This window comes from Hymenobacter nitidus, assembly GCF_020447315.1.
In the GTDB taxonomy this organism is placed as follows: domain Bacteria; phylum Bacteroidota; class Bacteroidia; order Cytophagales; family Hymenobacteraceae; genus Hymenobacter; species Hymenobacter nitidus.
The window spans coordinates 260,671-276,029 of sequence record NZ_JAJADQ010000008.1; the positions used below are offsets into that span (position 1 = coordinate 260,671).

Annotated in this window: 11 protein-coding genes; 6 read left to right on the forward strand and 5 right to left on the reverse strand. The window is 63.3% G+C overall.

Annotated features, from left to right (window positions below; genetic code table 11):
* Positions 1–57: 57 nt before the first annotated feature.
* The 3 genes from LGH70_RS16265 to LGH70_RS23870 all read right to left on the reverse strand — a co-directional run bounded on the left by LGH70_RS16265 (position 58) and on the right by LGH70_RS23870 (position 4,618).
* Positions 58–927 carry a hypothetical protein gene (locus LGH70_RS16265; RefSeq protein WP_226187679.1) on the reverse strand — a complete coding sequence of 290 codons (870 nt, stop codon included), beginning with the start codon at positions 925–927 and terminating at the stop codon, positions 58–60.
* A gap of 302 nt (positions 928–1,229) precedes the next feature.
* On the reverse strand, positions 1,230–2,552 hold the full coding sequence (gene hemL, locus LGH70_RS16270) for a glutamate-1-semialdehyde 2,1-aminomutase (RefSeq protein WP_226187682.1): 1,323 nt from the start codon (positions 2,550–2,552) through the stop codon (positions 1,230–1,232).
* A gap of 89 nt (positions 2,553–2,641) precedes the next feature.
* Positions 2,642–4,618 carry an ABC transporter substrate-binding protein gene (locus tag LGH70_RS23870; RefSeq protein WP_226187685.1) on the reverse strand — a complete coding sequence of 659 codons (1,977 nt, stop codon included), beginning with the start codon at positions 4,616–4,618 and terminating at the stop codon, positions 2,642–2,644.
* A 352-nt stretch (positions 4,619–4,970) separates the two neighbouring features.
* Here LGH70_RS23870 and LGH70_RS16280 point away from each other — a divergent pair, with 352 nt between their 5' ends.
* The 6 genes from LGH70_RS16280 (at position 4,971) to LGH70_RS16310 (ending at position 13,308) form a co-directional block, all read left to right on the forward strand.
* Positions 4,971–5,645, forward strand: coding sequence for a TetR/AcrR family transcriptional regulator (locus LGH70_RS16280; RefSeq protein ID WP_226187688.1), 675 nt, complete (start codon positions 4,971–4,973; stop codon positions 5,643–5,645).
* Between the two features lie 89 nt (positions 5,646–5,734).
* Entirely contained in the window at positions 5,735–7,462 is a 1,728-nt protein-coding gene (locus LGH70_RS16285; RefSeq protein ID WP_262905380.1) for an ATP-binding cassette domain-containing protein, read from the forward strand.
* Between the two features lie 61 nt (positions 7,463–7,523).
* Entirely contained in the window at positions 7,524–8,927 is a 1,404-nt protein-coding gene (locus LGH70_RS16295) for an HlyD family secretion protein (RefSeq protein ID WP_226187691.1), read from the forward strand.
* Positions 8,924–10,390, forward strand: a complete 1,467-nt coding sequence (locus LGH70_RS16300; RefSeq protein ID WP_226187693.1) for a TolC family protein — start codon at positions 8,924–8,926, stop codon at positions 10,388–10,390. Before LGH70_RS16295 ends, LGH70_RS16300 begins: the two co-directional genes overlap by 4 nt.
* A 175-nt stretch (positions 10,391–10,565) precedes the next feature.
* Positions 10,566–11,255, forward strand: a complete 690-nt coding sequence (locus LGH70_RS16305) for a DUF1361 domain-containing protein (RefSeq protein WP_226187695.1) — start codon at positions 10,566–10,568, stop codon at positions 11,253–11,255.
* A gap of 184 nt (positions 11,256–11,439) precedes the next feature.
* Complete coding sequence (locus tag LGH70_RS16310) at positions 11,440–13,308, forward strand: DUF4153 domain-containing protein (protein ID WP_226187698.1); 1,869 nt, start codon at positions 11,440–11,442, stop codon at positions 13,306–13,308.
* A gap of 54 nt (positions 13,309–13,362) precedes the next feature.
* Here LGH70_RS16310 and LGH70_RS16315 read toward each other — a convergent pair whose 3' ends face one another.
* Together LGH70_RS16315 and guaA are read right to left on the reverse strand one after the other, a co-directional pair.
* The gene (locus tag LGH70_RS16315) at positions 13,363–13,551 is read right to left on the reverse strand and encodes a hypothetical protein (protein WP_226187700.1); all 189 of its coding nucleotides are present in this window, start codon (positions 13,549–13,551) and stop codon (positions 13,363–13,365) included.
* Positions 13,552–13,721: 170 nt separating this feature from the next.
* Positions 13,722–15,254, reverse strand: coding sequence for a glutamine-hydrolyzing GMP synthase (gene guaA, locus LGH70_RS16320; RefSeq protein WP_226187703.1), 1,533 nt, complete (start codon positions 15,252–15,254; stop codon positions 13,722–13,724).
* Between the last annotated feature and the right edge of the window lie 105 nt (positions 15,255–15,359).

Here is a 15,359-nt window from a genome sequence, read left to right on the forward strand (position 1 = left end):
GCCTGCCGAAGCACTTCACGCAAGCAGCAAGTAGCAACCAACACTCAACAACAAGCCTTATTCCGGGTCGTCCTCGTCGCCGTAGCGGTCCTGGGGCAGAGAGCCGGCCGGGCGCTTGCGAGGCCGCATGGCATCGGCAGGCTGACGCTCTTCCAGCTCCTCGGCCAGGCCATCGAGCCGGGCCCGCAGGTCGGGCAGCACGGTGGTGATGATATAGACCAGCAGCAGCGTGGACGTGGCCGACAGGAGCAGGGCCAGATAATCAACCCAGTCGTGGCGCACGGAAATATCCAGGGGCCGGGCCAAGGCCGACGGGGAGCTAAGCGAGGAGCCGACCGCCGCATCGGGCTGGGGCGCAGGGTCTTCCACCGGGTCGGTAGTCGTGGGCACCGCGTCGATGTCGGCCGGGGGCACGGCGGCTTCATCCACGGCCACGTCCTCGGGGTTGGGGTCTTCGGAGGCGTTGAACTGAGCCGAGGCCTGCTTGATGGCCCGCTGCAGGGAGCGAATCAGGGCCACCCGCTCGTCGCGGGGCAGCACGCGGATGAAGAACTCGAAGTTCTTGTCAATCAGCAGGGCGTTGAGCTGCTTCTCGAACTCGGCCAGGTCGGTGCGGCCCCTGCCGAAGCGGCTTTTGAAGCGCTCCGACACGTCGTTGTAATTCAGAAACAGCTTTTTCAGGTTGGCATTGCCACCAAAGCCGTCGAATTCCTTGCGGGCCTTGTGGCTGCGCAGCGTCACGGGAAACTTGTTGCGGGTAAACGACTTGTCGTAGACCGTTTCCATGGTGCGGAAATTCAGCTCGTCCACGGTGCGGTCGAACAGGCGCTTGTTGGCGGCGGCCGGCGCTTCTACCTGGGCATGCAAGGGGCCCAGCGAGGCGACAAGCAGGAAAACGAGGGAGAACAGAAGGCGAAATTGGCGCATGGCAGCAAAGCAGATTGGCCGCAAAGGTAACCAGTTGCCGTCGTGGTTGGGAAAAGGAGCGGAAAAACTGTGGGTGAGGCGGGGAAAGCATGTCCTTGCGGGGCGCTAGCCGAAGCACCCGAAGGTCAGCGCAGCTAATCCGTCCGCTGAAATGGGCGGAGCCTTCTAAACTGAAAAGACCTTTATCGAACTAACGATAAAGGGCTTTCTGTTAAAAGAGCGTCTGTCACTATCAGCGGACGGATTAGCTGCGCTGTCCTTCGGGTGCTTCGTCCTGCGTCCTGGCAAGGACAGGTGCAGGCTTACAAGCCGTGGGCCTCAATCATCGACTCGCGGCAGGCAGTCAGGTAGGTGTCGACCAGCTCGTCGGTAATGGCCGTGGAGATAAACAGGGCCTCGTACTGGGCCGGGGCCAGGTAGATACCGCGGTGCAGCATGGCGCGGAAGTAGCGGCCGAAGGCTTCGGTGTCGGAGGTTTTGGCGTCCTCCAAGTTATTGACGGGCACCGAGGTAAAGAATACGCTGAACATTGAGCCCACTTGGTTCACGGTGTAGTTCAGGCCCAGCTCGGCGGCAATCTGCCGGGTGCCGTCGGCAATGCGGGTGGTGATGCGCTCCAGCTCGGTGTAGAGCTCGGGGTGCTGCTGCAGGTAGGTGAGCTGGGCAATGCCGGCGGCGGTGGCAATGGGGTTGCCCGAGAGCGTGCCGGCCTGATACACCTTGCCGGCCGGGGCCACGCAGTCCATAATATCCCGGCGGCCGCCGTAAGCCCCCACGGGCATGCCGCCGCCAATGATTTTACCCAATGTGGTCATGTCAGGCGTGATGCCGAACCGCTCCTGGGCGCCGCCGCGGGCCAGGCGGAAACCGGTCATTACCTCGTCGAAAATCAGGACGATGCCGTGCTCGGTGCACAAGTCGCGCAGGCCCTGCAAGTAGCCTTCGGCCGGCGCCACGAGGCCCATATTGCCCACCACGGGCTCCAGAATCAGGGCGGCCACCTGGTCTTTATTGGCTTCGATGGCCTGGCGGGTGGCTTCCAAATCGTTGTAGGCAACGGTGATGGTGTCCTGGGCTACGCCGGCAGTTACGCCGGGCGAGTCGGGGGTGCCCAGGGTCAGGGCGCCGCTGCCGGCCGCAATCAGGAAGGAGTCGCCGTGGCCGTGGTAGCAGCCCTCAAACTTGATGATTTTGTTGCGGCCGGTGTAGCCGCGGGCCACCCGGATAGCCGACATAGTGGCTTCGGTGCCCGAGTTTACCAGCCGCACCTTCTCGATGCTAGGCACCATCTGCTTGATCAGCTCGGCCATTTCCACCTCGCGGCGGGTGGGCGCCCCAAACGAGAGAGAAGCTGGAATGGCCTGCTGCACGGCTTCCAGCACCACGTCTGGCGCGTGGCCCAGAATCATCGGGCCCCAGGAGTTGATGAAGTCCAGGTAGCGGTTGCCGTCCACGTCGGTCAGCCAGGCGCCTTTGGCCGACTGCATGAACACGGGGTGGCCGCCCACGGCGCGGAAGGCGCGCACCGGCGAGTTGACGCCGCCGGGAATATGGTCTTTGGCGCGGGTAAATAGCGCGTCGGAAGTAGACAGGTTGAGCGTAGCGGCAGTCGGGGAGGAGTTCATAGAAGAGAAATCGGGTCGGAAATGAAAGCGTTGGGAGTAACCAGCGGCCAGGAACAGACAGTGCTCAAGGGCCGGGGCGTAGCTATAACCTAGCGGATGCCCACGGGGTTCTGTACTTCCACTTCCAGACGTTCGAGCTTGGTGAAAGGCACGTACTGGTTGTCGTGGGCGCCGGCCGGGTAGCCGATGCCCTGAAAGATGGAGCCGGAAACCGGGCCCGAGGCAGCCAGGTTCTGCTGGAAGCCGGGGCCGTGCAGGTGCAGCTGGGAAGCAAAGTAATACAGCAGCTCGAAGCCGGTGAAGGCAAACACGGAGGGCGGCAGGTTCTGGCGCTGAATGTAAAGCTGGCGGAAGCGCCGCACCCCGTAGGCCGTCTTATCGAGGAACTTGGGATGAATGAAAAACACGTCGCGCGCGTCGAGCTGGCCCAGGCTCACCCGGGAATTTTCCAGCCACGATGCGTAGGTGAGCAGCGGGAGCCGGGCGCCCTGAGCCTGCAACACGCCCAGGGTATAGGGCCCGGCCTTGCGGTGGTCGGAGGCAACGACGAGGTGGCCCACGGTTTTCAGGTCGATGCCCGCGAAGCCGGCGCCAATGGATTCCTCCACGTCGGAGTTGACGCGGCGCAGCTGCAGGACCTTGCCGCCCAGGGCTTCGTAGGCCGTTTTGTAGGCTTGGCCGAAGGCGGCTTCATCTTTGGTATCTTCGTAGACGACTACCGCCGTGCGGCTCGTGAAGCGGGAAATGGCAAACTGCGCGGCAGCCTTGGCCTGCGTCACAGTGCTGGGCTCGAACAGGTAGTGCCAGCCGTTATCCAGCACTAGGTCGCCGTCCTGCGACAGTGGATTGATGCAGATAATCTGCCGCTGCTGGGCGTAGCGGGCCAGAATCTTGCTGCCCGACTTGTAGACGGGCCCGATAATCATGTCCATTGAGGCCAGCTCGGGCAGGGCCAATACTTGCTTGAGCTGCAGCGTGTCGGCGCCGGTATCGTAGGAGTAGAGCTGAATGGGGCGGCCTTCGCGCTGGAGAGAGTCCTGGGCCAGGCGCATGCCGGCGTAGAGGTCCGTCACAAACTGGTTTTTGCGCTGCTTTTCCCAGCTGGGGTCATCAAACTCGAAGGGCAGCAGCACGGCCACGTTGTAGCTGCTTTTCTTCTGAGCCCGGGGGCGGGGCGTGTAGCGGGTCCGGTCGAGGCTGAACTGGGTGACGAGCTGGTCGAGTACGGGCTTGTCGGCATCGGTGTACCAGCCGCCGTTCACGAGCTTGTCGGCGTAGGCGCGGGCTACGGCCGCGTCCTGGGGGTAGTGCTGCAGCAGCGTCTGGTAGAGCAGCTTGTCTTTCACCCGGGGCAGATACACGGCTTTCATGGCTTCCCGCTCGGTTTCGAGGCGGCCGGCCGGTATCTGGGTCAACATTTTCAGGGCATTGTCGGCCTCGCCCAGCTCGAAGGAAACCTGGGCCTGCAGGAAAAAGGCCTCGGCCATGTTCGGCCAGGCAGAATACTCGGTACGCAGCAAATTGAGCATCTGCTCGGCCTCGGCCCACTTCTTGGCGCGCGTGGCGGCTACGGCATACAGATACGCAGCTTCGGGCGCGCGCTCAAACCGGGCGGCGGGCGGCGTAAGCGGCTCCAGTTCCTGCATGGCCAGGTCGTAGCGGGTTTGGGTAATCAAAGTCTTGCCGTTCTGGTAGCGCACGGTTGGGTCCGAGGAGCCCAGGTTGGTGGGCAGGGGCGGACCGGCGGGCTTGGCCGGGGCCGTAACCACCGGCTTCGGAGCCGCTGTGGCTGCCGACGTGGCGGGCTTGGCGGGCGCGGTGCTGGTCGGGCTGGGCTTGGCCGATGTAGCCGGGGTTTTGCCGGTCGGGCTGGGTTTGGTGGTCGTAGCGCCGGGCTTGGGAGCAGTGGTGGGCGCGGCCGTTTTGGCGGGCGTCGTGCTGCGGGTAGGCGCGGCCACGGTGCCGGGCTTGCTGACTGCGGGGGTAACGGGGGCTTTCTTGGGCGGTGCTGGTGTGGCAGTGGCCGGCCGCGTAGCAGGCTGTTGGGCCCAGGAAACGCAGCTCACGGCCAGAAGAGAACATAACGCAAATAGTCGCGGGGCGCAAAAATGCCTCATACCAGCGGAACCAAGAGGTAGAATGATGTAAAAGCGGCCAAACTGCCCCAGGGAGACAGCTGGCTTCGCCGGACAAAGGTACGCAGGAACCGCAAGGAAGATTGGGAGAAGGAAGTTGGATATTAAAGCTATTTAATGTGATATTAAAACTATTTAATGTGATAGTATTGCTATCAGAATGAACGCGGCCCCGTATATTTGTGCCGCTGGAGGAAAATAAGCTGGCCGCTGGCCGGTGCATTTCCTCCTGCTGCCAGCCCTGATTGACTGCCGTTGAGCCGTACTTTTTTTCCTGTTTTCCATGACTACTTCCCTGCGCCTCGACCTCAACGCCAAGCTCTACCTGCGCAACCCTCAGGACACGGACCTGGGCCGCCGGCTGGTGGCGGAAAGCGTGAAGCTGATCGACGAAATCGGGTTCGAGCAGTTCACCTTTAAGAAGCTGGCCCAGCGCATCGATTCCACCGAGGCCTCGCTCTACCGCTACTTCGAAAACAAGCACCGCCTGCTGGTTTACCTCGTGTCGTGGTACTGGGCCTCGCTGCGGTTCCAGATTCGTTTTCATACTCACAATGTGGCCGAACCCCGCCAGCGCCTGCGCCTGGTGCTGGAAATCCTCACCCGGGCCCACCACGACGACCCCACCACCACTCCGCTCGACGAGGCGGCCCTGTACCGGGTGGTGGTGAACGAAGCATCCAAGTCGTACCTGACCCGGGACGTGGACGAGGACAACCGGGCCGGCCTGTTTCGGGAGCACAAGAGCCTGGTAGCCGATGTCGCGGCTATTGTCAGTGCCATCAAGCCCGACTACCCGTTCCCCCACGCCTTGGTAAGCACCGTGTTGGAGGCGGCGCGCAAGCAGCTCTTCTACGCCCAGCACCTGCCCTCACTCACCGATACTAAGACCCGCCAGGACGTGGAAGCCGATATTCTGGCCTTTCTCGAGGGCCTGGCTTTCGGCGTGCTGGCGTAAGCCGAGCCCGTTTCGGCGTAACGGCTGCGCACCCGATGGGTGCGGCTGTCTCCCGGTTTTTTTACTCAACTAATTAAGTACCAGCAAGCATGGCTGAGAATTCGTCTTCGCTTACCCCCGGCCAGCGCCTGTTTCGGCTGCTGTCCTTCGAGCGCCGCGACATCACCTACCTCTATGTATACGCGGCCCTGGCCGGCCTCATCAGCCTGACCCTCCCGTTGGGGGTGCAGTCGGTCATTGGCTTCGTGAGCAGCGGGGCCGTCAGCACCTCGCTGATTGTGCTCATCGGCTTTATCGTGCTCGGCACGCTGCTGGTCGGGGCCTTGCAGGTGATGCAGATTTACTTGGTCGAGTTTATGCAGCAGCGCCTGTTTGCCCGCATGGCCCTGGATTTTGCTGTGCGCCTGCCCCGGGTCCGGACCGAGTCCCTGAACGGGCAGTACCTGCCGGAGCTGATGAACCGCCTGCTCGACGTGCCCACCCTGCAGAAGGGCATGGCTACGCTGCTGGTCGAGTTTTCGGCGGCGGCCCTGCAGATTCTCTTCGGCCTGCTGCTGCTCTCGTTCTACCATCCCATCTTTATTGCCTTTGGGGCCCTGCTGGTGGCTCTGCTGGCCTTGCTGCTACGCCTCAGCGGCCCCAAAGGGCTCAGTACCAGCCTGGCCGAGTCGAAATACAAGTACAAGGTGGTGGCCTGGCTCGAAGACGTGGCCCGCACGGTTTACACCTTCCGGCACTCCCCGCGGCAGGAGCTGGCCCATAGCCGCACCGACGAGCTGGTGGAAGGCTACATCACGGCCCGCCAAAGCCACTTTCGGGTGCTGCTCACGCAGTATATGGGCTTCGTGGCCTTCAAAACGCTCATCACCGCAGCTCTGCTTATTCTGGGCTGCTGGCTGCTGATTAACAAGCAAATCAACATCGGCCAGTTCGTTGCCGCCGAAATCATCATCATCATGACGATTTCGGCCATCGAAAAAGTGTTGCTCAAGCTGGACGTGGTCTACGACGCGCTGACCTCCATCGACAAAATCGGTCACGTGCTGGACTTGCCGGTAGTGACGCCTACTCCCGGCGCGGGCCTGACGCTGCCTGAGTCATCGGCGGGCCTGAGCGTGGAGCTGCGCCAGCTGGCCTACGAATATCCGGGCGGCCAGAAAAAGCCCGTGCAGGGTCTGTCATTGGTGCTGGCGCCGGGTGAGCACCTGGGCCTGGCCGGCTTCGACGGCTCGGGCAAAACCACGCTGCTGCGCGTCATGGCCGGGCTGCTGCAGGGCTACACCGGCGTGGTGGCATACGACGGACTGGCGCTCCAGGACATTCAGGCCGAAACCCTGGGCCGCGTGGTGGGCGACAATATCTCGCACCAGAACTTGTTTGAAGGCACCCTGCTGGAAAACCTGACCCTAAAGCAGCCCAACATCAGCGCTGGCGACGTAGCCTGGGCCCTGGAGCTGGTGGGCCTGCGCGACGACATCTACGCCCGCCCCCTGGGCCTGAATACCCCGCTGGGCATCGGCACGCCCCTGGCCGACAGCCTGCGCCAGAAGCTGCTGCTGGCCCGGGCCCTGGTGCGCCGCCCTCGCCTGCTGCTGCTCGACCATTTCCTGCCGGGCGTGGAGCCGGCCGAGGCTCGCCGGATCTTGCAGCGCCTGCTGGAGCCCGCCCAGGCCTGGACGGTGGTGCTGGCCTCCAACGACCTGCGCTTGCTGGCCTACTGCCCACGCTTGGCGCTGCTGCGCGAAGGCGAGCTGGTAGCCGACGGCGCCTACGCCGACATCGTGCAACAAGCCGAGTTTCAGGAGCTGCTGGCCTAAGCCACCGCTTCTCCCGGTTTATCATCCCTTGCTGATTACGAACACAAACACGCCGTATTCCATGCCTTTTGCAGAGAAACCTCTTGACGAAACCAGCCCCTTTACGAGCCGCTTCCGCTCGTATCAGCGGGTGCAGACGCCGGAGGCGGGCCGCACGCTGGCGCGCTGGGCAGCCGGGCTGGGGGTGCTGGTGCTGCTGGCCGGCTTCCTGCCCTGGACCCAGAACATCCGCTCGGCCGGCACGCTTACCACGCTCCGGCCCCAGGACCGGCCCCAGACTGTGCCCAGCACCATCGGGGGCCGCATCGAGCGGTGGCTGGTGCAGGAAGGCCAGTCGGTGAAGAAGGGCGACACGCTGGTGGCCATTGCCGAAATCAAGGAGAAGTACTTCGACCCCGAGCTGCTGCAGCGCACCCAGGAGCAGCTGGAAGCCAAAATGGCCTCTCTGCGCGAAAACCGGGCAAAGGGTGCCGCTCTCGAATCCCAGCAGGTGGCCTTGCGCAGCGGCTTGCAGGTGAGCCTGGAAAAGGCCCGCAACAAAGTCAGCCAGACGCGCCTGAAGGTAAATTCGGAGGAAGCCGAGCTGCGGGCCGCTGCCAACGACTTCGACATTGCCCGCCAGCAACTGGCCCGCCAGGAAAACCTTTACCAGCAGGGCCTCAAGTCGCTGACCGAGCTGGAGCAGCGCCGCCTCAAGTTCCAGGAAAGCACGGCCAAGCGCCAGGCCGTGGAAAACAAGCTGGCCGCCAGCCGCCAGGAGCTTATCAATGCCCAGCTGGAGCTGTCGTCGTTGCAGGCCGAGTACCAGGACAAGCTGGCCAAGTCGGAGTCGGACCGCCGCTCGACTACAGGCTACCAGTTCGACACGGAAGGCCAGATTGCCAAGATGCGCAACGAGCTGGCTAACCTCAGCATCCGGGCCGGCTACTACCATATCACGGCCCCGCAGGATGGCTACGTGGTGCGCGCCCTGAAGGAAGGCCTGGGCGAAATTGTGAAGGAAGGCGAGCCGGTGGTGACGGTGATGCCCAACGCCCCGGCCCTGGCCGCCGAGCTGTACGTGAAGCCCATGGACATTCCGTTGCTGAGCGTGGGCCGCAAGGTGCGCCTGCAGTTCGACGGCTGGCCGGCCCTGGTGTTCAGCGGCTGGCCCGGCACCAGCTTCGGCACGTTCGGCGGGGTAGTATCGGTTATCGACAACATCGACTCCCAGGGACAGTACCGCATTCTGGTAACTCCCGACCCGGCGCTGGAGGCCTGGCCCCGGCCCCTGCGCGTGGGCTCGGGCGTGTACGGCTGGGCCCTGCTCGACGACGTGCCTATCTGGTACGAGCTGTGGCGGCAGCTCAACGGCTTCCCGCCGAACTTCGTGGGCAGCCCCGCCAAGGATGGGAAGTCCGGTCAGGAAAAGAAAGCCGACAAAACCGCAAAAGCGGGTGGCAGTGAGGAGGAGGAAGCCAAATGAGGACGCTCATAATGCTGCTGCTGGGCGGCTTGCTGATAAGTCCGGCTGCCGCCCAGCCCCCGGTTCGGCCCGCCCCCACGGCCGCCGCGCCACCCGATTCGGCCGCGCCGGTTTTTGCCCTGGCTGACCTGCTGACCTTCGTGACGCTGCGCCACCCGGTGGCGCGGCAGGCGGCCCTGCTGCCCGAGCGCGCCCAGCAGGAGGTGCGCTACGCCCGCGGCCTGTTCGACCCCAATGCCACGAGCAAGTACTACGGTAAAACCCTCGGCGGCAAGGAGTATTTCCACGACTGGGACACCCAGCTGCGGGTGCCGCTCTGGTTTGGGGCCGACGTGAAAGCCGGCTTTGAGCGGGGTACGGGCACCTACGTCAACCCCGAAAACTACACGGCCCCGGCCGGCCTGAGCTATTTGGGCGTGTCGGTGCCCCTGGCCCAGGGCCTGTTGATAGATGAGCGGCGGGCCTCCGTGCGGCAGGCCCAGGCCCTGCGCGGGCTGGCCGAAGCCGAGCGGCGCGGCGCCCTGAACAAGCTGGTGCTGCAGGCCGCCAAAGACTACTGGGACTGGAGCCTGAACTACCAGCGCCTGGAATTGCTGCGCACCAACGTCGACCTGGCCCAGGTGCGGTTTCGGGCCGTGCGCGAGCGGGTGCGGCAGGGCGACCTGGCCGCCATCGACTCGGTGGAAGCCCTGACCGAGCTGCAAAACCGGCAGGCCACGCTGGCCCAGGCCCGGGTGCAGTGGCGCAATGCCACGCTGCTGCTGAGCAACTACCTCTGGAACGAGCAAAACCAGCCCGTGGAGCTGCCCGCCGCCGTGCGGCCCCAGCCCTTGCCCGCCACCTGGCCCACGCTGCCCCCCGATTCGGTAGCGGCCCTGAGTGAGCTGGCCCGCCAGATTCACCCCGACCTGCAGAAAAGCCGGGCTAAGCTCAGCCAGCTCAGCATCGAGCGGCGGCTGCTGTCCAACAAGCTGCTGCCCAAACTCTCACTCGACTACAACCTGCTGCAGGCCGGGCAGCCGTTCAGCGCCGAGAAACCCGCCAGCCTGAACGGCAGCTACCTGCAAAACAACTACAAGCTGGGCGTCAGCTTTGCCTATCCGCTGCTGCTGCGCCAGGAGCGCAGCAAGCTGCAGCTCAACCGCTTCAAGCTGCAGGAAACCGAGTTGAGCCTGCAGCAGGACACCCGCACGGTGGAAACTACAGTGCGCACCGTGGCCAACGACTGGGAAGCCCTGCGCGAGCAGCTGAGCCTGCAGGAACAGATTGTGCAGAACGCCGAGCGGATGCGGCGCGGGGAGCAAATCCGGTTTGAGAACGGGGAAAGCTCGGTGTTTTTGCTCAACACCCGGGAAGCCTCCCTCGTGAGTGCCCGGGTGAAGCTGGCGGAGCTGCAGGCCAAATATGCCCAAACCCAGGCCACCCTGCGCTGGGCTGCCGGCGGCGCCCAAGCCGCGCAATAAGGTGCGGCAGCAGGCCGCGCCGTGCGGCCTGCTGCCGCACCGGGGCACAATAGGGGCGGGGCCGTAGCGTAAGGGCAACTTGTCGGCCGCCGCTACAATACGGCCCGCGTCGGTTCGTTTCGTCTGGAATGGCGTACTTGTCTGCGCCCTTAGATCTATAGTTTCGGTAGTGCCTATGTCAACGTCCCCAGCTGCTTTTTCCCAGCCCGAGTTGCGCCAACGCTTCAATCTGCTGCTGGTGCTGGGCGCCTCGCTGGCGCTGAGCGTGGCGCTGGTAGCCTTCCGGGTGTTTCTGACCCAGCAGATATACTTCGTTTTTCTACTCTGGAACCTGTTTCTGGCCTTGATTCCGTTTGGCCTGAGCACCATGCTGGGGCTGGCCGCCGGCCCGGTAAGGGCCCGGGTGCTGCTGCCGGTGGGTGCCGTGTGGCTGCTGTTTTTTCCCAACGCGCCCTACATCCTCACCGACTTATTCCACCTGGAGCCCCGCAACGGCGTGCCTTACTGGTACGACCTGGCCCTGATTCTGAGCTGCGCCTGGAACGGGCTGATGCTGGCCTACGCCTCCTTGCTGGACATGCAGAATCTGGTGCGGCGGCGGCTGGGCCAAGCCGCTAGCTGGGCGTTTGTGGTCGTGGCCCTGCTGCTCAGCAGCTTCGGTATCTATCTGGGCCGCTATCTGCGCTTCAACAGCTGGGACATCATTACCAACCCGCTGAACCTGTTCTACGACATTCTGACGCGCGTACTGCATCCGGTGCAGCACCCCGGCACCTGGGGCGTCACGCTGCTGTTTGGCGTGTTTCTGCTGCTGGGCTACAGCACCGTGCGCCTTATGGGGCGCCTGAGTGCGGTTCCTTCCTAGGGCTAGCAAGCGCCAGCCACAGGCGTGCCAATGCGCCACGCTACCACCGAAGAGGGGCGTCGGAGGCTGTGGTTGGCCCACGCGCAGCGCACAAGTCACGCGGTGACATGCGGCGCCGACGGCTCATCGAAACTCGACAGAAAGCTGTTTCTTGACGAAGTTATTCGTCCCCTCATCTTCCTTCATGCAGCTTCCTTCCCTGCGTCGTGTTACGGCGGAGGCCGCCCGCGTGGCACGCCGCTTCTCCCTGACTTTGCTGTGCAGCCTTGTGTTATGCGGCGTTGGTATCTATGCCCAGCGGCTTAATTCCGAGGAGGAAAACCAACGGGAGTGGCTCTTTCCCACCCTCTCTACCGCCGCGCTGGGCCTTACCCTGACGCTGGCCGTGGCCCTGGCAGCTGAGCGCTACCGCTGGTCGGCGGGACGGAAGCTGGCAGCCAATGCCGGCGCCCTGGCCTTGCTCGGCCTCTGGTACGCCCTCTGCCCGGCCGCTTCGGATACGGTCTGGGAGTTGCGCCTGCTGCTGTTGCTGGTGGCCCAGCACCTGCTGGTGGCCGTGGTGCCGTATCTGCCCGAGTTGCGCCGCCAGGCCGATACGCCGGGTTTTTGGCGCTACAACGAAACACTGTTTCTGCGCATTCTCATTGCGGGGCTCTATTCCGGGGTGCTTTTTGCGGGCTGCGCGCTGGCCCTGGTTGCAGTCGAAAACCTGTTCGACGTCAAGCTGGACCGCTACCTCTACCAGCACCTATTCACGGTGCTGGCCACGGTCTTCAATACCTGGTTTTTCCTGGCTGGCGTGCCCCACGACTTCGCGGCGCTGGAACAGCACGCGCCCTATCCCAAGGGCCTCAAGCTGTTCACGCAGTTTGTGTTGCTGCCGCTGGTGGTGCTGTACCTGGGCATTCTGTACGCCTACATGGGGCGCATTGTGCTGCAGTGGGAGCTGCCCAAGGGCTGGGTGTCGGTGCTGATACTGGCGCTGTCGGTGGCCGGCATCTTCGCCCTGCTCCTGATTCACCCGGTGCGCCACGCGGCCGAAAACACCTGGATCCGCACCTTCGCGCGCTGGTTTTACCGGGCCCTGTTTCCGCTCCTGGGCCTGCTGGCCGTGGCCATCGGCACGCGCATCCGCGCCTACGGCATCACCGAGGAACGCTACTTCGTGCTGCTGCTGGCGGGGTGGCTGGCACTGATGGCCACGTATTTTCTGCGGCGCCGGGGGCAGGGCATTATCTGGATTCCGGCCTCGCTGGCAGTGGTGGCCCTAGTGGCGGCCGGCGGGCCCTGGGGCGCCTTTGCCGTGGCCGAGCGCAGCCAGCTGGGGCAGCTGCGGGAGCTGGTCGGGCAATACCAGCTGCTGCGTAACGGCAAGCTCGATAACATCACGCAGCGCGTCCCGAATCTGGCCCGGCCCGTCAGAAAACGCCTGGCCTCGATTTTTGAGTATTTCCACGACCGGAATGCGCTGGACCAACTCCAGCCGTATTTCACGGCCAGCCTGGCGCTACCCGATTCGATGCGCAGCAAGGAGCGCTGGGAGCAGGAAAGCTGGGTTTCCAGCCATCTGCAGCAGCTAAGCGGCATTAAAACCACTGACAGGTACCACGAGGGCGACGACCAGCAGCTGGCGCATTTCCGCACCGAGCGGCCCGACTTTCAGGCCCTGGGCCAAGGACGCTACTGGGTAAGCTCGGTGAACTCATATCTCTCCGACGAGCCAATGCGGCTGGAAATAAAGGCCCAGGAAGGTACTTTCCGGCTGCGGACTGAAAATCGGGGTAACGTCTTACATCTGGACCAGCTGACTTCTACCGGCAAATGGGCGCGGCAGCTCAGCCTGCCCATCAGCGCCGTCGGCGACTCGCTGGCCCGCCAGCACGGCTCCGACCCGCAGGAGGCCGTGGAAGTGCCCAACGCCAGCCTGACGCTGCACGCCGCTTCCCCGAAGGTGGCGCTAACGTTGTTTCTGCGAACTATCCTGCGGCGGGTGCGGCACGATACGGTTTCCTATGACATCCAAGGGGAGGCGCTCCTGGAAGTGCGTCAATAGGCGGCCGTAAGAAAACAGGGGAGGGGGTACTGCCCATGCCGGCCTTTCAGGGGCTTAAGGAGTTGGGGCGCCCGTCTTGATGCCGTAGAACAGATACAGCAGAAACACGGTGCTACCCACCAGCAGCCCAAACAGCACCCACCGCAGCGAGTAGCTCAGGGGCGTAGTGCCAGCTGTGCGCTGCAACCCCGGCCAGGCCATCCACAGGCTAATAAAAGCAACAACTAAAGCGGCAGCCACCATACACGTTCCAATTTGTAATTCAGGCAAAAGTAGAAACTCCTGCGGCTCCGCAACGATTAAAGCCGGGAACAAAAAAGCTGCTCCAGAATCTCCGGAGCAGCTTTTTTAGGAACTGTAATCAGTTACGAAATCCGACCAACTCAAATAATCCGCCGAATCCGGGGGCTGGATTACTCCCACTCGATGGTTGCCGGGGGCTTGGAGCTGATGTCGTAGACCACGCGGTTGATGCCACGCACCTGGTTGATAATTTTGTTGGACACGTGGGCCAGGAAGTCGTAGGGGAGATGGGCCCAGTCAGCCGTCATGCCGTCCACGCTGGTCACGGCGCGCAGGGCCACTACCTGCTCGTAGGTCCGCTCATCGCCCATTACGCCCACGCTCTGAATCGGGAGCAGCATCACGCCAGCCTGCCATACGTGCTCATACAGGCCAAATTCACGCAGGCCGTCGATGAAAATAGCGTCGGCGCGCTGCAGCAAATCCACTTTGTGCGGGGTCACGTCGCCCAGAATCCGGATGCCCAGGCCGGGGCCGGGGAAGGGGTGGCGGTGCAGAATGTTGTGGGGCAGTTCCAGCGCGTCGCCTACCTGCCGCACCTCGTCCTTGAACAAGGCCCGTAGCGGCTCTACGATTTTCAGGTTCATCTTCTCCGGCAAACCGCCCACGTTGTGGTGACTCTTGATGGTCACGGCCGGCCCTTTCACCGACACCGACTCAATAACGTCCGGATAAATCGTGCCCTGGGCCAGCCACCGGGCGCCTTCCACCTTCTGGGCTTCCTGGTCAAAAATCTCAATGAAAGTGCGGCCAATGGCCTTGCGCTTGCCCTCCGGATCGGAAATGCCGGCCAGGGCCGCGTAGAACTCCTGGGAAGCATCCACGCCGCGCACGTTCAGGCCCAGGTCCTTATAGGAGTGCAGCACGCTCTCGAACTCGTCTTTGCGCAGCAACCCGTTGTTCACGAAAATACCGTGCAAACGTGGCCCGATGGCCCGGTGCAGCAGCAGGGCTGCCACCGACGAATCGACACCGCCCGAAAGGCCCAGAATTACCTTGTCGTCGGGCCCGATGGTGTTTTGCAGGGCCAGCACCATGCTGTCCACGAAGTGCTCGGGCGTCCAGCTTTGGTCGCAGCCGCAGATATCCACCACGAAGTTGCGCATCAGCAGTTTGCCCTCGGTGGAGTGCGTCACCTCGGGGTGAAACTGAATGCCGTAGGTTTGCTGGCCCCGCACGTGGTAGGCGGCCACGTCCACTTCCGGGGTGCTGGCAATAATTTCGAAGCCCGCGGGCAGGGTCTTAATCGTGTCGCCGTGCGACATCCACACCTGCGAACCGCTGGTCAGCTCCCGGGTCAGCGGGTTGCTCTCGTCGAGGTGACTGAGGCGGGCCCGGCCGTACTCCCGGATGGTGGCGGGCAGCACTTCGCCGCCGTGCTGCTGGGCCAGCAGCTGGGCGCCGTAGCACACGCCCAGCACCGGCACTTTGCCCAGGTAGCGGCTCAGATCGGGGTTAGGCGCTTCCGGGTCGCGTACCGAGCAGGGCGAGCCTGAAAGCACAACGCCCCGGATATCCTCAGTGAGGTCCGGGGCGTGCGTAAACGGGTGAATCTCGCAGTAAACGTTCAATTCCCGAATGCGTCGGGCAATGAGCTGCGTGTACTGGGAGCCGAAATCGAGAATTAAAATCTGTTGAGGCATGGGCAAAGGTAGCAACCGCCGCCACGCGCGCCAAACGGTTTTGCATTATCATTTGCCCAAGGCCGAAGTAGCTAGGCTAGCTAAAGACTTGTCACAAATGGTAGG